This is a genomic window from Flavobacterium cupreum (assembly GCF_003996965.1).
GTDB classification, from domain to species: Bacteria; Bacteroidota; Bacteroidia; order Flavobacteriales; family Flavobacteriaceae; genus Flavobacterium; species Flavobacterium cupreum.
Window position 1 is genome coordinate 302259 of the sequence record NZ_QWDM01000005.1, and the last position, 19918, is coordinate 322176.

The window sequence follows — 19918 nt, forward strand, 5'->3', positions numbered from 1 at the left end:
CTTGTACTATTTAAATTTTACAGTTAAACCAAATGCAATACTTCTGGTACGGGGATAAAATCCTTTGTCGCCACCAAAATTTTGTCCGCTTCCGCTTACATCCAATTCCGGATCCATACCGGTATAATCCGTAATCAGGACTAAATTATTTCCGGTAAGCGAAAGTCGGATAGACTCAAAATATTTGTCCGTAAAACGGAAACTGTATCCTGCTGTAACATTATCCAGACGGATGAAAGAACCGTCTTCTAACCATAAGTCAGAACCATAGGTAGAAGTCACAATTCCTTTGTCAACAGCACTGTCCAAAACATTTGATTTCCCAACGTTCTCCAGCATGCTTAGCCTCTGGCCAAGGGCATTGTAAATTTTATTTCCTCCTGAGCCTCTCCATAACATAGAAGCATCAAAATTCTTATATCGGTAAGAAGGACTAAAAGCAAATGTATAGGTTGGTAAAGCTGAACCCGCATAGTAACGGTCCGGGCTGTCGGCATTCTGATTGATTTCGCCTCCGCTTCCGTCACGATCTTCAACAGTTTCGGCTTTGTTACCGTCTACGCCTGTAGAATGAAGGATATAAAAGGCTCCCACCGGTTTTCCTTTTACCAGGTAAGAGTTTGCAGCTCCCCAGCCCACATAAGCTGTTGTTAAAGACTCACCATTATAACTTCCACTTAAATTAAGGACTTCATTTTTCATAAAGGAAACATTCCCTCCTAGTGTAAGTGTGCTGTTTTCTGTTCGGATCACATCATACGCCAAAGAAACCTCTAAACCTTTATTTGAAATACTTCCCACGTTAGCTTTAATATAATTATAATCATTCTTAACCTGAGACAGCGTATAATCAAATAATAAATCATCTGTTCTGGAATCGTAAACATCTACCGTACCTCTTAATCTGTTGTCTAAAAGTCCAAAGTCAAGACCAACATTCGTTTGTTTTTTGGTTTCCCATCGCAAATCAGGATTAGCATTTTGTTTTGGACTGTAGTTGTTGATTTGTGAACCTCCAAAATACGTTAATCCCGTTGGACCTACTAACGCAATTGAGTTTTGAGGTCTAAGGCCTTGCTGATTTCCCGTAACACCATATCCTGCACGCAATTTCAGTTCATTAAACAAAGTCTGGTTGGCCATAAAAGACTCCTTGTTAATTTGCCAGGCTACGGATGCAGATGGAAAATCCCCCCATTTATTATTGACCCCAAATACGGATGAACCATCTCGTCTGAAACTTCCCGTAAATAAATAACGATTCAGCAAAGAATAATTCACGCGCCCTAAAAACGACACTAAGGTTCTGTCATTTTTGTACGAGGTTATATCATTAGGTGAAACTTTCGAAAGATCACCAAGCTGCAATGAATTATAAGTTGTTTTGTCACTGATAAAACCTTTTGCCTGTGCATAATTTCCCTGATAGGTCTGATTTTGCCATTCGTATAAGGCTAATGCATTGATGCTGTGAATGCCAAAGGTTCTTTTATAGGTAAGACTGGCATTCGTTAATCTTTCATTTTGCTTTTCATTTCTAATGTTAGCATATCCTTTCTGATCAATTGCATAGGCATTTGTGGAGGCAGCGGGAAGATAATAACCATACATGTTATTTGTTTTTCTCCAGCTTCCAAACCAGCTGGCTGTTAAACCTTTCGCTAAGTCCAGATCTGCTTTCAGGCTTCCGAACAGGTTATCTTCCTGTCTTTCATTCGTAACAGTTTGTGCCGCTGCATAAGGATTTAAATATTGAAACACATTTGGATCAGTAAAGTAACTTCCGTCAGGATTAAGAACAGGATCTGTTGGTCTCATTAAATAAGCATTGGTAATCAAATTTGAAGAGTAAGCAGCAGTTCCGATATCCCCAATGCTGTTATTCCCGTTGATAATCCCGTTTGTTAAATTAAAAGTCAGTTTTAATTTATCATTAAGACCCGTCTGGGTGGCCTGAATACGGCCTATGTATTTTTTATTATTCGAGTTAATGACCACACCGTCCTGTAAAATAGCTGTTACAGAAGCTCTGTAGTTGAATTTGTCCGTTCCTCCGCCAAATGCCAGCGTGTGTGTTTGTGTGATCCCGGTTTGTGTTAAAAGACCATACCAGTCCGTATTGGAACCATGATTGGATGAAGCCGGTGTACCAGTAGACTGAGCCGTTTGCCACCATTGCTCAGAATCTAACATATCGAGTTTTTTAGGAATAAAATCCAGTGATGTTGAACCAATATATTCTATCGTTGTCTTTCCTGCTTTATTCTTTTTTGTCGTTACAATGATTACACCGGGTGCTCCTCTTGAACCGTAAACGGCAGTAGCAGAAGCGTCTTTTAAAACATCGATACTTTCTATTTCGCTAGGCGGAACCTGATTTAACAAATCCATATTTCCCTGAATTCCGTCTACTACGACCAAGGGATCATTTCCTCCACTCAAAGAGCCGATTCCTCTAATACGCACGCTTGGTCCTGAACCCGGTTCACTTCCGATCTGCGTGATATTTACACCCGCTGCTTTTCCGGCAATCAGTTGTAACGGATTTACAATTGCCCCCTGGTTCATGTCTTTTGAAGCAATCGAAGAAACGGCTCCCGTAACATCTTTTTTCGCCGTAGATCCGTACCCGACCACTACTATTTCCTGTAAATCTGTAGCGTCAGGAAAAAGCTGGATATTAATTACTTTCTGATTGGCAGTAATCTTTTTGTTTTTATAACCCACAAAAGAAACTACGATTACAGAAGCACTGCTTTCAACAGTAAGCTGATATTTTCCGTCAAAATCGGTTACAAAACTATTTTTTGTTCCTTCCTCAACAACGGTTGCGCCGGGCAAAGGCAGGCCATTTTCATCGGTAATGATTCCCGAAATGGTTTGTTTCTCATATTTGACCGTTTCTGTTTTAAGTTCCGGCTTTTTTAGAATAATCTGGGTATCCCTAACCTTAAATTCGGTTGGAGTTCCTCTAAAAAGTTTATTTAAAACAATATCAATCGGCTGATCTTTTACCGAAATAGTAATTACCCTGTCCAAATCGATATCGCTCAGTTTATAAATAAATCTGAAATCTGTTTTTTGTTCGATGGTCTCAATAACCTTTTCGATTGTTGAATTGTTTAATTCTAAGGATACTTTTGTCTTTTGGGCATAGGTATTCCCCCGGATATTAAACATGGCGACCAAAATAAGTAGTGTAGTTAGTTTCAATTTTAGGTCATTTTGGAACACACGGGATAAAAACCCGGTATTCTTTGATTTTTTTTTCATAATTTTGTTAATTGATTGTAGTTAATTCGTTATATTCAATCACTTAGTTAATCGGAAATTGTTCGCAGCTCTTTCCGATTTTTTTATTCTCTCTCTTTTAATTCTTTCTGTTTTTTCATTGGCCTGGTGGTTATTTAATTAGTATTTGATTGTTTTTTATCGTGTAATTAATGCCGTGAATGTCATTAAAGTAACTCATCACTTTTTCTATTGATTCCTCTTTAAAACTAGCATTGAATTTTTCATTGGCAAGATTTTCATTTTTGTTGATGATCGTAACATTATAGCGTCTTTCTAATTTTGTAATGATATTTTTGAAGGTCATGCTTCTGAAAGTCAGGCCTCCACTTATCCATGAAGTATAAATATCGGTCAACACCGGCTTGGTAAAGATTTTGTCCTTTTCCCTGTCAAAACTACCTTTATATCCAGGCTTCAGGATGGTATTGAGATCGGCATTAAATGCTTCATTGGAGCGGTACATTCCAACAGAACCTTCCACCAGTACAACGTCTGTCGATTCGTCTTCCGGATAATTGGAAACGTTGAAGTGTGTTCCAAGAACGCGGACATTCAGCTTGTCTGCATTGACAATAAAGGGATGTTTTTTATCTTTCGCGACATCAAAAAACGCTTCTCCTTCAAGAAAAACCTGTCTGTTTTCTCCGGCGATAAATTTTACCGGATATTTTAAAGTAGTTCCTGAATTTAAGTGAACAAGAGTTCCGTCAGACAATTGCAGCTGAAACTTTTTACCATACGGGATTTTGATGGTGTTATACGATAGTTTTTCCAAATCAGAGTTATTTTCATAAACCAGTTTGTCTCCACTTTGATTTCCAACAATATTTCCTTTTGAATCTCTTACCTGTATGGTATGATCTTCAGAAATAATCTGAACATTACCGTCTTCTAACTGCAAAACAATATCGGTGCTTTTAAAATCAAATTTATGTTGCGGTGTTTTATCAGTAATGTTCTGTTTGTAAACAGCAAAACCAATTCCGAATAAAACCAGTACAGAAGCAGCTATTGAAATATACTTTCTGAAATTTGACTTCCCGGAAGAGATGCTTATTGTAGTTTCGTTTTCTTTTGAAGCCTGAAGAATGTTCAGGAAAATGTCATCAGCCGTTTGCGAATTCATTTTTGGCATTTCAGCAAGCAGATCTTGAATATCTCCTACCGTAGGAAAATCATCCGTCAGTTTATTTTTTTTATAATAGGCAATTACCTCATTTATTTCTTCGGGTGTACATTGGTTTAAAACAAATTTTTGTAAAAGGTTTTTTATTTCAGAATTTGAATTCATTTCGAATTGGTTTTAGGTCCGGTTCTGATATAATACAGTTGAAAAGAAGTTGAGTACTACTCAAACGTTGTAAATTTTTAAAATTTAACATTTCTGAAATATAATAAAGCTTGTAAAGGGCTTATTTTGCCGGGATTTTTAACAAAATAAAATTTTTGGTTTTTTTTACAGAATCGGATCATTTTGTCACTTCGACCGAAGGGAGAAATCGCATTTGCGGAATACACAAAGTATGTTGCTCTGTATTTAAAAGGTAGCTTACCTTGCGTAGATCCTCGCGCCCTCTGCGGCTATAACAAAAAAAATCACCCGGAAAGAGTGATTTAATTGGTTAACTGTGGTTTTTTGGTTTAGACAATTTCGTCATGAACCTGAAAAAAGACCCGCATCGATTCTAACGCTTTGCTCATCTGGTTCCTGACTGTATTTATAGAGATGCCGAGTTCCTGACTTATTTCTTCGTAACTCATGCCTTTCTTTCGTGACATTTTGAAAATTTGCTTTCGCTTGGGAGGCAATTGATTCATAGCCTGCTTGTGGAGTTTTTTGCAATCGGCTTCCCGGATTGAATAATCTCCGTATTCATGTGATTTCTGGCTTTCATAAAAAATCTCTTCTTTGAGCAATATATCGTTTGCTGCCTTATTTAAGAAATTAAAAGCCTGATTTCGGGCAATGGTAAAAATATAAGCCTTAAAAGATTGTTCCGGATTTAGATTTTCGCGGTTCATCCAGACTTTCATAAAAACGTCCTGAACATTTTCTTCTGCAGCTTCTTTCGATTTCAAAATACTGATGCTGTATCCATAGATGTCCTGATAGTATAAATCAAAAAGGGTACGAAATGCTTTTTCGTTACCGTTTTTAAGTTCACTGACCAATAATTTTTCGCTATGGTTGTTCGCTTCTAACATTAATTTAATTAGTCTTGTTTAGTTCTAATTATATTATGACTCTAAATGGGTGGTGTGATTGTTTGCCTGGTTAGCAAATATATAAAAATATTATTCTCAACAAATTATAACTAAAAAAACTTATTTCTTAATTTTTGTTAGTTTTTTTATTAAATGAAGAATAAACGCCTGTAAGTCACTCTTTATAAGCAAGTGTCATTTTGACGCTTTTGAGTTTTGCAATTTAATCGTAAAAGATACTTTTGAGAATATTCTTATTTGTGTGTATTAAATTAAGGCGATCAAAAGTTTATAAACCTAAAAAATCCTTTTCTCTTTTAAACCTTAAAAGAGAAAAGGATTCTGTGTTTTGGTAAATTTTGTGTTGTTTTAGATTTAGTTTTTCAAATCTTTAATCACTTTAAAAGCAACATCAACCTGATCTTCCCCAACCAGAATGGTGAATTCATTTGAAGTCGAAATGACCTCATTGATAATAATTCCTTCCCAGGCCAGACGCTGAAATATAAAGTAATAAATACCGGGAACAACAATATTTTCCTTAGGCAATTTCACAGTGATGGATGCAAGATTATCTAATTTCTGAATTAGTTTTTCACGCATAAAGTGTTTCTCAACCAAATGATTAACACTGCTGCTGACCACAATATTAGTTTCGTTAACACCACGCGATGAGGTGTAAAAAATATCAGATAAAACATTAATATCAGAGATCAGATCTGCTTGTTTGTTTAAAACAGTTTCCGAAGCTGCAAAAGTATAATCCGTTAATTCTGAACGAACCGTAATCTCCCCAATGTTCTTGATGACTTTGTTGATTTTATGGTTCAGTTTAAAATCTAATTCTTCTGTGAGCCGTTTAAGAGACATTACAACAGCGCCTTGTTTTACTTCTTTGCCAAATTCACTTTCCAGTTCGGTCATAATGTTCCGCGACAAAGAAGTGAGATTGATAATTCCAAGCGATAACGCATTCAATAAAAAGGGTTTTGTTTTAATGTAATTTTCTACAATGGAAGAAACGGTTTTCATAGTTTTTTTTTTTTTGGTAACTTGATTGGTTGGTTTTAGTTAACAGCACGATGTTATAAAACTCTGCAAATATAAATAAAAAAACAATTTGTTAAAATTATAACAATAAAAAATTATGTTAAAAATGATAAAAAGCGTCTGTAAGATGTTCAATTGCAAATGATTCGTTGATTTTTTGTATCGCAATGATGTCAAATCTTACTTCAAAATCTATTTCCCTATAGTTTATGTAGGCATTTACTGCTTTTACGAGTAACTGAATTTTTTTAGGTTTGACAAAATCCTGTGGTAAACCAAAATCGATACTTGATCTGGTTTTGACTTCAATGATGGTCAGAATATTTTCTTTTTGGGCGATTATATCTATTTCAGCCTTCTGAAAGGTCCAGTTGCGCTCCAGAATTTCATAACCGTTTTCCTGAAGGAAGGCTACGGCAAGTTCTTCTCCTTTTTTTCCGAGTTCGTTGTGTTCGGCCATTTTTTTAGTTTTTTTAGTCTCAGTTTCAGTCTCAGTTTGGAATTTTTTTTGTAAATTATGATGGCACGCAAAGACGCAAAGTCGCAAAGTAATTCATTTCGAACTTTGCGACTTTGCGTCTTTGCGTGATTTATTGTGGTATTTAAATTCTTCCCTAATTAAGGAAATTGTGGTGAAGTATTATTTTTGAAAAATAACAGTACTTCCGGATTCATTAACTTCTATGGTAATAGTACTTCCCATGATTAAAGCCCTGTTGTCCTGAATATGACCGGCCGGGAAATTGAAAATTACCGGAATATTGTATTTTTTGGTGACATCATCTACGATTTCAACAGCATTTTTACCCCACGGCACTTCGTTGTCCTTCATTTTAGTCATCCCACCAACAATTATTCCTTTGAGGTTTTCGATACAGCCGTTACGTCTCAGGTTCGTCATCATACGGTCAATATGATAAAGGTATTCGTCCAGATCTTCAATAAATAAAATTTTATCCTTGCAATCTATGGCAGATGGTGAGCCTAATAAACTATAGAGTATCGATAAATTTCCACCTACCAATTCTCCGGTTGCTTTTCCATAACGATTCATTTTATCCGGCCCGACAGTATAGGACAGAGGTTCACCAAATAGACCTGCTTTCATCGAACTGATCGCGGCCGGAGTAGCACGCGGAATAGTGACCGGCATCACTCCATGTATAGATTTATAACCCATCGTATTCAGGTGATTGTGCAAAACGGTAACGTCGCTGAATCCAATAATCCATTTTGGATGTTGTCTGAATTTGGTAAAATCCAAAAGATCAATCATTCTCACCGTTCCATATCCCCCACGGACACACCAAATGGCTTTGATGTTTGGATTGTCCAATTGTTTCTGAAAATCTGCAGCACGTTGTTCGTCAGTCCCGGCCAATTGATTTACATCAAGACCGATAGTGCTTCCAATTACGGCTTCTAAGCCCCAGCTGTGCAATAAGTCTATGGTAGGTTTAAGATTATCATCTATATTTTTTCTGGCTGTTGCTAAAATAGCTACTGTATCTCCTTTTTGTAAATAAGGTGGTGTAATCATCTTTTGTTGGGATTGACAGGTGAATGAATGTAAGGCAAAAGTAAGAAATACGATTTTACAAAGGGTAAAACGTTTCTTTATATGTTGAAAGCAGCTCGTGTTCATAATATCTTTTGCTTAAAATTATAAATTATTTTTAAGATTCCGGCTAGAATTAACCGCCATATTGTTTTTGTAATTCCTCTAAAAGAAGCATTAATCCTTTATCGGCTTCTTCAGATTGTATGTTGGCAAAAATAAGGAAAGCTTTATTAATGGCGGGACAAAGATACACTTTGGTTAAAAATGTTCCCGGATTTCCATTGTGAAAGGAATATTTTAACTGACTTTTTTCTTTGATTTCTGATTGCCATCCAAAGGAAAATCCAGGAAAGCCATAATGCATGAAGTTGAACTCGTCAGCTGTCAGTAATTTTGATTTTCCTAGTAGTCCCTGAAGCTGCATTTGCGTAAACTTACAATAATCGGGTAGAGTGACATTGATATTTCCTGCTGATGAAAGCCAGTTGAGTTTATAATCAAAGCCGGTTTTTCGGGTTTTAGATTTTCATAATGTCCCCAGGGCTGATTTTTGTCTTTTAGATTCGGTTGCCCAAAATCAAAAGCAATGTTTAACGATTTTCCTAGCTCGTGTACCAGCGTCTCATAGGTTTTTCCGGTTGCTTTTTCAAGCATTAATCCTGCCGCCACATAAGCTGGATTGGACCAATAGATCTCTTGCTTCTCCGTAATCGGCTTTTGCTGAAAAAACCACCCGATAAATTCATAGCGTTGCTGCTGGCTGTTTCCTTTGATTTCTTTTGGGGTTGGAGTTTCATTCCCGTAAGACCAGGTGTCAAGATTCGCCTTGAAAGTTAAAAAGTCCTGCAGTGTAAAATCATAAGTGGCCGGATTGCTCTTTGCTTTTAATTCAGGGAACAAATCAAAAAATTTGGTGTCCCATTTTATTTTTCCTTCTTTGACCAAAAGCGTTGCTATATAACTTGTAACTGTTTTGGTTATGGATCCTAAACGAAAGCGATCATCTATTTTTGCTTTATAAGAAGTATTGTAACGCTGGTTTCCTAAGGCCTGAATCTCCAATACAGAATCTGAAGAGACAACAGCATAAGCCAGTTCCGGAATTTTGTGTTTTATTCTGATGCTGTCTGCAAATGAACTGTTTTTTTGCCCGTAAAAAGTTGTTGTAAAGATAAGATAAAGGGCAAATACAAATATTTTTTTCATTTTGTAGCGTGTCAGGTTTTGCAGGCAAGTTACAAGCATTTTGAGAGAAACAAAAATTAAATTCAAAATAAAATTAATATAAATTTCTTACAAATAATTAATTTGCTAAATTGTGCCTTTTTAAATTCGTTAAGTAATATGGGTAAGATTATCAGGTTTTCTCTCTTTTTGTTTTTTGTACTATCATGGGGATTTGCCCAGCCTAAAAAGTTTAAAATACATACCGTTGCGTTCTACAATTTCGAAAATCTTTTTGACACCATCAACGATCCCGCAACCAATGACGATGAATGGACTCCGGCCGGACTACAAAACTGGACGGATGCAAAATACCGGCAGAAATTAAAGAACCTTGTCAGGGTCTTGTCCGAAATCGGAATGCCTGAAAACACCAATGCACCTGTTTTGATAGGAGGTTCTGAAATTGAAAACCGGGGCGTTCTGGAAGATTTGATCCGGCAGCCCCAATTACAGCCCTATGATTATGGAATCATTCATTTTGATTCTCCTGACAAACGCGGAATCGATGTTGCTTTATTGTATCAGAAGAAATTTTTCAGACCGACTTCCCTTTCGAATATCCCTTTAAACATCTATAAAAACAGGAGTACTGTAAAAGAAGAAAAAACAGAAGTAGACTCAGTGGAAGAAAAGGTTATAGTGGCTCCCAACAATCGGGTTTTTACGAGAGACCAGCTTTTAATTACAGGATTTTTGGAAGGGGAAGAAATAAGTATAATTGTCAATCACTGGCCTTCGCGGTCAGGAGGAGAAAAGGCAACAGCTAAATACCGGGAAGCTGCCGGGGTTTTAAACCGAAAAATTATCGACTCCTTACAGCACATAAATCCCGATGCTAAGGTAATTTCCATGGGGGATTTCAATGATGGCCCCTATAATAGAAGCTTTAAAATTGCTTTAGGAGCCAAAGGAAAAAAATCTGACGTACCAGAATTTGGTATTTTTAATCCGTTTGAAGAAATGTTGGCAAGAGGAATGGGAACGCTTGCTTTTAGGGATTCCTGGGATATTTTCGATCAGATCATACTCTCCGAATCTTTAATAAAACCGGACTTTGATTCTTTCAAATTCTGGAAAGCGGGAATTTTCAATAAACCCTATCTTATTCAAACCTCCGGAAAATACAAAGGATATCCGTTACGGCATACTTTAACGGAAGTGGGTTTCAGTGATCACTTTCCGGTTTATCTGTATCTGATAAAAGAAGTTAAGTAAGTCTCAGTATTCAGTCTCAGTCACAGTTTCCAGTGTAGGTTCAGGTTTTAGACTGTAAACTGTGACTGAGACTGAAAACTGAATCCCGGTTTTTAAACTGTAAACCGAGACTGCGACTGAAAACTTTTCCCTAACTTAGCAATTATATAAATTAAGGATAAAATGGCAATAGCAAAACCTTTCAACCTCACCAAATGGATTGAGGAAAATCGTCAATTATTGAAACCACCGGTTGGGAATAAAAATCTTTACGTAGATTCGGGTGATTATATCGTCATGATTGTTGCAGGACCAAACGCCAGAAAAGATTATCACTATAACGAAACTGAAGAACTTTTTTACCAGTTGGAAGGAAGTATAAAAGTTGTAATTCAGGAAGATGGAGAGCGTAAAGAAATGATTTTAAATGCAGGTGATATGTACCTTCATCCTGCAAAAATCCCACATTCTCCGGTTCGTTCCGAAGGTTCTATTGGTCTGGTGATCGAGCGTAAACGCGCCGGAAAAGGGTATACTGACGGTTTACTTTGGCATTGTGATAATTGCAATCATAAATTATACGAAGTGCATTTCGAATTGCACAATATCGAAAAAGATTTCCTGCCGCATTTCGAACATTTTTATAATTCAGAAGAGCTAAGAACCTGTGATAACTGCGGAACCGTTATGGAATCTGATCCCCGATTTGTAGCGAAAAAATAATGACCTTATCGAATTTCAAACCTGACAGGTTTTTAAAACCTGTCGGGTTTAGATAATTCCTATAAATCAAAACGTTTTCCTTGCTCCGGATAAATGAGCTGCACTCCCAAATCATTTTGACTTTTGAGCTGTTCTTTAATTTTACTAATGTTTTTGTTTGGCGGTTTTAAATGGGTAACAATAATTTTAAAACCTTTCAAGGTATCTTTTCCGGCTAGTTCTTCCAGAACATGAAGTTCTTTCATTAAATAATTCGGAGTCAAATGCCCAAATAAAAATTTATCCGGCTGTTCGTTGGGGAATGAAACTTCAATAAAAATTCCTTTCAGTTGTTTGTTTTTAACCAGTGGCGCAATCGCTGCCCATAACTCTTTTAAATGGGTGCTTTTTTCTACTTCATCCGGTCCTGTATCTCCCAAATACAAAGCGTAATTATCACCATTTCTGATCAGAAAAGCAGTACTTTCAAACGGGTTTACATGGCTTAACGGAAAAGCTTTTACGGCCATTGTCGTATTGGTAACAGGAGTTTCTTCGTTAGGCGTCAAAGTCTGGAAATGGTATTTTTTCAAAGGAAGTCCGGGTCCCTGATCCCCAAAATTAGCCCAGGTCTGATCGTTGAAATAATGATTTTCCATCATTTCCATGCACTTACCAGTGGCATAAACAGTCTTTGAAGAGTCAGCAGGGGAATTTATAATCAAACCCGATACATGGTCCAAATGGGCGTGGGAAATCAAATACCCTTTGATGTATTTTCGGAGGACCTCGCTGGTGGAGATTTTGAATGTTTTCTTTTCAATGGCTTTTTCGATTCCGGCGTTTACAGTGCCGGCATCAAGACAGATATAATCGTTGGTTTTTGCCGGCGCCAGCAAATATGCGGAAAGATTTTTTTCGTCAATACCTCCTTTTACTCCCAGAGGAACAACCTGAAAAGCTGCTTGTTGTAGTTTTTGAGAAAAAGCCGAACCAGATAATAAAAGAAAACAGATCAGAACTTTATTGAAAAATGTCATGTCTAAATAATTTGATGACGTAAATTTCATTAAATAATGGCAATAAATTACCAGATACTTTTATAATTCCTGTTTAATAACCCTAAATTTACTTTGTTTTTAACAACATAATTAAATTAAAATTCAACTCGAAACAATATCTTTACAAAAAAATATAACAATTTTAACTAAAAAAGTTACAATGACAACAATAGCATCACAATTTGGAATGAATGAGGCTCTGGAAAAATTGGGCATCAAAACGATAAATGAAGGAACATCTACAGGTTTGCAGAACTTTTCATCAGGAGAAATCTTAGAAAGTTATTCGCCGGTGGATGGAAAATTAATTGCTTCCGTAAAAACATCAACGGCTGAAGATTATGAAAAAGTTATGCAGTCGGCAACAGCTGCTTTCAAGACTTTTAGACTAATTCCGGCTCCGCAGCGTGGTGAAATTGTTCGTCAGTTTGGAGAAAAATTGCGTCAGAACAAAGAAGCTCTTGGTAAATTGGTTTCTTACGAAATGGGAAAATCACTTCAGGAAGGGTACGGGGAAGTACAGGAAATGATTGACATCTGCGACTTTGCGGTTGGTTTGTCACGTCAGCTTCACGGATTGACGATGCACTCGGAGAGACCGGGACACCGTATGTACGAGCAATATCATTCTTTGGGAGTTGTTGGAATTATTTCCGCCTTTAACTTTCCGGTGGCAGTATGGGCGTGGAATACGGCTTTGGCCTGGATTTCAGGAGATGTGTGTGTTTGGAAACCTTCAGAGAAAACACCGCTTTGTGGAATTGCCTGTCAAAATATTATGGCGCAGGTAATTAAAGAAAATAATTTGCCGGAAGGAATTTCATGTCTGATCAATGGGGATTACAAAATAGGAGAGCTAATGACGGCTGATATCCGTATTCCTTTAATTTCCGCTACAGGTTCCACCCGAATGGGAAAAATTGTGGCACAGACTGTTGCAGGTCGTTTAGGAAAATCATTATTGGAATTAGGAGGAAATAATGCCATTATCGTTACTCCGGATGCTGATATCAAAATGACAGTTATCGGTGCCGTTTTTGGAGCTGTAGGAACTGCAGGGCAACGTTGTACTTCAACACGAAGATTAATCATTCACGAAAGTATTTATGATAAAGTAAGAGATGCTTTGGTAGCCGCTTACAAACAATTAAGAATCGGAAATCCGCTTGACGAAAATAATCATGTCGGACCGCTAATCGATACCCATGCCGTAGCGATGTATGCACAGGCCTTAAATAAAGTAGTAGCAGAAGGCGGAAGTATTCTTGTAGAAGGCGGAGTGCTTTCAGGCGAAGGCTACGAGAGCGGCTGTTATGTAAAACCAGCCATTGCAGAAGCTCAGAATTCATTTGAAATTGTGCAGCACGAAACTTTTGCACCGGTTTTATACTTGGTGAAATATTCCGGAGATGTAGAAAATGCAATTGATGTTCAAAATGGAGTAGCACAAGGATTATCGTCTGCAATTATGACGAATAATTTGCGCGAAGCAGAAAGATTCCTGTCGGTTACAGGATCTGACTGTGGAATTGCTAATGTAAATATTGGAACTTCCGGAGCTGAAATCGGAGGTGCTTTTGGAGGAGAAAAAGAAACCGGAGGCGGTCGCGAATCAGGTTCGGATGCCTGGAAAATATACATGAGACGTCAGACCAATACGATCAATTATACCACCAGTCTGCCATTGGCACAGGGAATCAAATTTGATTTGTAATATTTTGATTTAAATACTAAAAAAGGCTTCCATTGTTGGAAGCCTTTTTTTTGACGAGAATCTATGCTATTATTTCTTTATAATAGTTTGACTAAAAGTACCTTCTGAAGTATGTATTTTAGCAAAATACGTTCCCGGACTTAAATTGCTTACATCGATTGTTTCACTGCCTTTTCCTGAAGTTTTAACTAAGGAAGCGGACATATTATAAATTTCGACTTTTTGTATGCTTTGACCTGAATTTGACACATATAAAGTTGCTGAAACAGGATTAGGATAAACTAGTGCTTTTGCAGTTTCAGGTTTTTTTGCTTCATTTTGTGCTACACGCAAAGTTCCACCGCTATAGGCTGTACTGATATAAAATAAATTAGCAACCGATCCTTTGGTGATCGTATTTGTTCCGGCAGGGATTGATGCTGTAACGATTCCGGCTGCAGCAGTATACGATACATTGTTTACTTTTATTGTTCCGGTAAAATTAGAATCAAATACCAAAGTTAAAGTAGAAGCGGCCGTTGTAGTATACGTTATAGAAGTACTGGATTCAATTTTTAAACGTGCCGTTAACGATAATCCGGCATAAGTTACAGATCCTGCAGTAGAGTTCATATTTCCTGTAATGAAATAAAAAGAGCTTGTTTTTCCTGATGTTGTAAAATTGTGTATTTGATTTCCGGAAGAACCTCCGCCAGTAGTTACGGTTATAGTTCCGGAACCTGTTGCCGGTGTACCGGCAGTTCCGGTAGTGGCAATAGAATACGATACTGTTGCCGTTGGTGTACCGGTAATGGTAATGGTTTTAGCAGTAGTATTTTTTACAAAACTAAGACCGGCTGCCGGTAAACCGGTTACAGTGGCGTCTGTCGCATTTCCACCCCAGGTGAAAACAATCGAACCAATTGCTGTACCGCTTGCTACCGTCTGGTTGTTATTGCTTGTTGAAGTCAGTGTTTGATTGCCGGCTGCTGTAACCGTTATTGTTCCTGAACCGTTTGCTGGTGAACCTGCAGTACCGGTTGTGGCGATCGAATAGGATACGGTTGCGGTGGGTGTTCCCGTAATCGTAATTGTTTTGGCCGTTGTATTTTTGACAAAACTGATTCCTGATGCAGGTAATCCTGTTACGGTGGCGTCTGTCGCAGTTCCTCCCCAGGTAAATACGATCGTGCCAATAGCTGAGCCGCTTGTCACGGACTGGTTATTGTTTGTACCTGAACTTAGCGTTTGTGAACCAGCCGGAGGATTTGATTCACCTTGTACGGCAACTAAGGTACTTGTATAGTTGGTCAGTGCTGATTTTAATGCTGAAATTACAAGCGACGATTTGTCATCTGTTGCATTATTAAAAGTCCATTTTAAGTCACCACCGGAAACACGCCCTGAATATTGAATTGTTTTGGTTTTGGCTGTAACAGGTTGTTCTACAGTTAGGTTTTTAACATAAAGTGCTGCATTAGTATCGAAATTATTATAGGTATTGGCGCCTGATTTTGATTTCACAGTACTGCTCACCACTTCACCTCTTGATGAGGCTACATACGCATCAAAGTCGGTGGTTGAACTAATTTTACCGGAAATGTTATAAAGCGGATTAGTATCTCCATAAGCTACAAAACGCATATTGTTAGTGGCAATATCAGCATCAAAAGTATTGTTGAACGCTTTAATCGAACCTCCGGCTTCACCGGAGAATGTTCCCATTGTTCCGGCATTATTGACCTGATTGGCTTCGTCCCAGATATCAGTTCCCTGAAGCGAAGTCAACATTGGATGTTTGCTGTTTCTGAAATAATTACCTTCTATAAATAGGGAAGAGCCCAAAGTAGAACCCGAACCATACTTTGCAACACCATCAAAATAATTGTTGTAAATGTGAGCCGAATAGTAGCGAACACGCGGGTGACGTGAATCCGAGTGGTCGAACCAATTGTGGTGATAGGTAATGTACAAGCCGGCTGTTGTTCCTTCGCTTAATCCTAGTAAACTTGCTTTTCCACTATCCCAAAAGTGATTGTATGATAAAGTGATATAGGTTGATGTTTTATTGTCTAAAGCACCGTCACCCTTTATCTGATCTGCATCGCTGCCGGCGTCTCCGTAAAATAAATCGCAGTTGTGTACCCAGACGTGATCATTATTTTGCTGCATTCCAACATTATCTCCGGCAGTACTGTTACAGTTCATAAAACCCAGATTGCTGACTTCAATGTTGGAAGCTGATTTAAGACGAACGCCCCAGCCATTGGCAACTGCATCAGTACCAACACCCTCAAAAGTTATGTAACTCGAAGCGTTATTGGCATTTTCTATCACAATGTCACCTCCCTCCATTACGGTCAGATCCGTAATGTTTCCTATGAGACGGAAGATAAAAGGGCGCGTATCCTGACCTTTTTTTATCGCATATAATATATTTTGCAGGCCAACACAAGGATTCGTACTGGCTCCTGTAATATTCATAGAAACCGTATTTTTGGTATTCTGTGTGATGTATACGATTACAGCGTTATCTTTCGCAGTTCCATCAATTTTGTAGCCTCCGGGAACCCTTCCGCTGTCAAAGGCAAATCCGTTACGATCTTGGGCTGCAACGGTTAAATTACCTGTTGTGCTACCGGTTCCTTCTGTTCCCGAAATCACCGGTTTTACTTTTACTGTGTAAGATCCTGCCTTAAGACCCGGAATATCAGCACGAAAATAGCTGCCATAACTCCTGATCAGCTGATCGTCTATTTTGCGGTCGGTGATTCCCTCCCCTGTGTAATACACATTGTAACTCTGAGCATTGCTGACAGGCTGCCATTTTACAAATGCTGATTCGAGCCATCCGGAAGATTCTGTAATTTGAACTTGTTGTGCCCATGTCTGAATTGCTATGAGAAAAGCAGCCAGAAAAAGTAAGTTTTTTTTCATTGTGGTTAGTTTTTAAAGTTAGTAAATAATCAAAAGTGGTTTTTTGTGGTTTTTAGTATCGAAAGCAATTTTAAATTGTAATCGATTACACAAAAGTATGTAAAATTTCGTTATTCAAAATAAATTAGATATAAAAAAAAATTTATAATAAAAAAAATAGACTTTGAATATGTATTATGTAATAAATTGCATTAATTGTAATTTATTACATATTAATGGAAATCTTTCGGAAGTATTATTTTTACTACACTTTTTAAATTTTGATACTACCACATTGCCGGGAAAATAATGTAAGAAATCAAAGTTGGAGGAAATAATCATTTTTTTAAAATGAAAGGAAAAATACTGTTAAAATAAAATAATTGAAAAGACTTTTAGGTGTCAAAATTCAATTTTGAAATTAATTTTGAAATTAATTTTGAGTTAAAATTGATTTGAAGATCGTTCTGAAAATTAATTCTTGAAGGATGCTGAGGCATATTTTCAGAACGCAAAGAGAAAAAACCGGTATCGATTTCATTCAAAAGCGCATGAATTTATTCCTATAATTGAATAAAAGTAAAGGAGTGGGAGCAGCTTAGATTTTAAGTATAAAAAAAGCCCTTTTGAATTTCAAAAGGGCTTTTTTTATGAGAGTATAATTAAGGAATTAATCTTTGCTCGATAATTTTGAAAGTAATCTCAGGAATTCGATATAGAGCCAAACCAGTGTAATCACTAATCCCATTGCACCGTACCATTCCATGAATTTCGGCATTTTTTGTTGTACTCCTTTTTCGATCTGGTCGAAATCCAGGAATATATTTAAGGCCGCTATGATAATTACAAAAACGCTGATTCCAATACTCGTCATAGAATTTCCATGATGAACAGGAGTGAAGCTTGTAAACATGGATACCACCCACGAAATTAAGTAATAGGTAGCAATCGCTAAGGTTGCAGCGATAACGACTGATCTAAACTGCTCCGTTACTTTTACAATTTTAAATTTATATAATCCCAGGCAAATTAAAAAAGTAACCAGGGTTGCTCCAACCGCATTAACAACGATTCCGGGATAACTGGCCTCAAAAATGGCAGAAATCCCACCTATAAACAGACCTTCAAACAAGGCATAACCTGGTGCTAAATAAGGAGAAGTCTGCGGTTTGAATGCAGAAACAATAACCAGAATAAGTCCAACAATAGCACCGCCGATTGTCGGTAACATTACATTCATTCCGTTAAAAGCCATCCACCATGTGATTAGGGATGATCCGCATAAGATTAAAAATAAAATAGCCGTCTTATTAATAGTACCCGATATGGTCATTTCCTGATTATAATCAATAATCTGTGCGTGGTGTACTTCTTCAGCTTTTGAAACGGCATTTGATGAAAAACGCTTGTTGCTTAGAAAAGGATTTTTTGAATTGAAGTTCATAGTTCTAATACTTTTAATTGTAGTCAAATATATGGAGATTTTTTGAAGTGGAATTGTTTCTGTATTTTTTTTAACATGATTTTTTCTTCTGAATAAAGGGATGTTAAAACAAAAATCCATCAGTGAACGCTGATGGATTTTGATATGTTGAGATTGAAATTTCTATTGCAGTAAATCTAAAACTAAAGAAGGGAATAACCCTAAAGCAATATTCAAAAGGATAGAAACGATTGCAACAGCGTAAATAAGGAAAGGTTTCCCTGTGCGTGCTTCATTTGGTTCTTTGGAATACATAGCTAAAATTAATTTGAAATAATAGCCAACACTAATGATTGAGTTGATCACTGCTACGATCACCAAAGCAATATATCCGCCCTGAATGGTTTGGTTGAATAAGAATAACTTAGCGAAAAACCCTGAAAAGATTGGAATTCCGGCCATTGATAATAATGAACCTGTTAGTATAGCCGCCAACAAAGGATTTGTTTTTCCTAATCCGTGGAAGTTGGTAACGTCTTCGTTATCCTGATTTTTGCAAACATATAAGATAACGCTGAAAGCAGCAATTCCGGCCAAAGCGTAAGCAGCAGTATAATACAATAAAACACCTGCTGAGGTGGCAACGCTTAATAAAGTCATTAACATAAATCCTGCATGTGAAATTCCGGAGAATGCCAGCATACGTTTTACATTTACCTGACGTAAAGCCATGATATTACCCACTGTCATAGAAGCCATCGATACAATTACAACGATTATTTCAAAAGTTCCTAACAGATCCTGATTTTCAAGTGACGGGATTAAATTTAATGCACTTACTAATTTGTATAAAGTAGCTATAGCAATAACTTTTGCCAGCGTACTCATTAAAGCTGTTGTTAATGCAGGAGAACCTTCATAAACGTCCGGAGCCCAAAAGTGAAACGGTACGGCCGCTACTTTAAATAACATTCCGATGACTACCAAAACCATTCCGATTGGAAACCAGATTGGCAGCTCTGCAGATAAGGAACTTTCATGTATTTCAACAACGTCAAAACTTCCCATTGCCCCGTAAATCAGACAGATTCCGAATAAAATAATTCCTGACGCGAATGACCCCATTAAGAAATACTTCATACCGGCTTCGTTACTTTTTAAGTTCAGACGATCACTTGCCGCAAGTATGTATAAGGCGATTGATAATATTTCAATTCCTAAGAAAAACATAGCCAGGTTTCCAAAAGAGACCATCGCTACACCACCAGCTAATAAAAATATTTTTATAGCAATAAAATCGGAGATTTTGGTCTGATGATTTTCATAAAAATTATGACTTAAGGCTATCAGGAAAATAGTCAGCACAATAAATAAGGATGAAAAAGCAGTAGAGAATTTACTCACCTCAATCATATTATTGTAATAACTTCCTGTCGAACCGAATTCATAAAAATTAAGTGCCAAAACTCCCAAAAGTCCAACAATGGTAAAAGGAACAATGGCTTTCCTTAAATTAAGAATTTCAAACAATAGGCAGAAAATACCCAATCCCGTTATAGCTATTAATGTATTCATTTTTGTTTTTTTGATTT

The 19918-nt window shown here is 37.2% G+C and carries 15 protein-coding genes; 3 read left to right on the forward strand and 12 right to left on the reverse strand.

Annotation, left to right across the window (positions count from 1 at the left end):
- Positions 1 to 6: 6 nt before the first annotated feature.
- The 8 genes from D0817_RS09860 to D0817_RS09895 form a co-directional block, all read right to left on the reverse strand.
- Positions 7 to 3273: a TonB-dependent receptor gene (locus D0817_RS09860; protein WP_127338225.1), complete on the reverse strand. Its 3267-nt coding sequence runs from the start codon at positions 3271 to 3273 to the stop codon at positions 7 to 9.
- A gap of 130 nt (positions 3274 to 3403) precedes the next feature.
- Entirely contained in the window at positions 3404 to 4585 is a 1182-nt protein-coding gene (locus D0817_RS09865; protein ID WP_127338226.1) for a FecR family protein, read from the reverse strand.
- A gap of 350 nt (positions 4586 to 4935) precedes the next feature.
- Positions 4936 to 5499: an RNA polymerase sigma factor gene (locus tag D0817_RS09870; protein ID WP_127338227.1), complete on the reverse strand. Its 564-nt coding sequence runs from the start codon at positions 5497 to 5499 to the stop codon at positions 4936 to 4938.
- Positions 5500 to 5874: 375 nt separating this feature from the next.
- On the reverse strand, positions 5875 to 6531 hold the full coding sequence (locus D0817_RS09875) for an aspartate kinase (RefSeq protein ID WP_042564741.1): 657 nt from the start codon (positions 6529 to 6531) through the stop codon (positions 5875 to 5877).
- A 118-nt stretch (positions 6532 to 6649) separates the two neighbouring features.
- Entirely contained in the window at positions 6650 to 7009 is a 360-nt protein-coding gene (locus tag D0817_RS09880; RefSeq protein WP_127338228.1) for a YraN family protein, read from the reverse strand.
- A gap of 180 nt (positions 7010 to 7189) precedes the next feature.
- Positions 7190 to 8089: a S66 peptidase family protein gene (locus D0817_RS09885; RefSeq protein WP_127338229.1), complete on the reverse strand. Its 900-nt coding sequence runs from the start codon at positions 8087 to 8089 to the stop codon at positions 7190 to 7192.
- Between the two features lie 154 nt (positions 8090 to 8243).
- Positions 8244 to 8534, reverse strand: coding sequence for a hypothetical protein (locus D0817_RS09890; RefSeq protein WP_127338230.1), 291 nt, complete (start codon positions 8532 to 8534; stop codon positions 8244 to 8246).
- Entirely contained in the window at positions 8513 to 9316 is an 804-nt protein-coding gene (locus tag D0817_RS09895; protein WP_161568423.1) for a serine hydrolase domain-containing protein, read from the reverse strand. The genes D0817_RS09890 and D0817_RS09895 overlap by 22 nt, the downstream gene beginning before the upstream one ends.
- 138 nt (positions 9317 to 9454) lie before the next feature.
- On the opposite strand from D0817_RS09895, the gene D0817_RS09900 reads away from it, so the two are divergent.
- A complete protein-coding gene (locus D0817_RS09900) occupies positions 9455 to 10552 on the forward strand; it encodes an endonuclease/exonuclease/phosphatase family protein (RefSeq protein WP_127338232.1) in 1098 nt (365 codons plus the stop codon).
- Between the two features lie 162 nt (positions 10553 to 10714).
- Positions 10715 to 11254: a 3-hydroxyanthranilate 3,4-dioxygenase gene (locus D0817_RS09905; RefSeq protein WP_127338233.1), complete on the forward strand. Its 540-nt coding sequence runs from the start codon at positions 10715 to 10717 to the stop codon at positions 11252 to 11254.
- A gap of 59 nt (positions 11255 to 11313) precedes the next feature.
- Here the strand turns inward: D0817_RS09905 and D0817_RS09910 are convergent, their stop codons facing one another.
- Positions 11314 to 12273: an MBL fold metallo-hydrolase gene (locus D0817_RS09910; RefSeq protein WP_127338234.1), complete on the reverse strand. Its 960-nt coding sequence runs from the start codon at positions 12271 to 12273 to the stop codon at positions 11314 to 11316.
- Between the two features lie 181 nt (positions 12274 to 12454).
- On the opposite strand from D0817_RS09910, the gene amaB reads away from it, so the two are divergent.
- A complete protein-coding gene (gene amaB, locus D0817_RS09915; RefSeq protein ID WP_127338235.1) occupies positions 12455 to 14008 on the forward strand; it encodes an L-piperidine-6-carboxylate dehydrogenase in 1554 nt (517 codons plus the stop codon).
- Between the two features lie 69 nt (positions 14009 to 14077).
- Here amaB and D0817_RS09920 read toward each other — a convergent pair whose 3' ends face one another.
- The 3 genes from D0817_RS09920 to D0817_RS09930 all read right to left on the reverse strand — a co-directional run bounded on the left by D0817_RS09920 (position 14078) and on the right by D0817_RS09930 (position 19901).
- The gene (locus D0817_RS09920) at positions 14078 to 16924 is read right to left on the reverse strand and encodes a pectate lyase family protein (protein WP_127338236.1); all 2847 of its coding nucleotides are present in this window, start codon (positions 16922 to 16924) and stop codon (positions 14078 to 14080) included.
- 649 nt (positions 16925 to 17573) lie between these two features.
- The gene (locus D0817_RS09925; RefSeq protein WP_127338237.1) at positions 17574 to 18347 is read right to left on the reverse strand and encodes a Bax inhibitor-1/YccA family protein; all 774 of its coding nucleotides are present in this window, start codon (positions 18345 to 18347) and stop codon (positions 17574 to 17576) included.
- A 162-nt stretch (positions 18348 to 18509) separates the two neighbouring features.
- Positions 18510 to 19901, reverse strand: coding sequence for an NADH-quinone oxidoreductase subunit N (locus D0817_RS09930; protein ID WP_127338238.1), 1392 nt, complete (start codon positions 19899 to 19901; stop codon positions 18510 to 18512).
- Positions 19902 to 19918 lie beyond the last annotated feature (17 nt).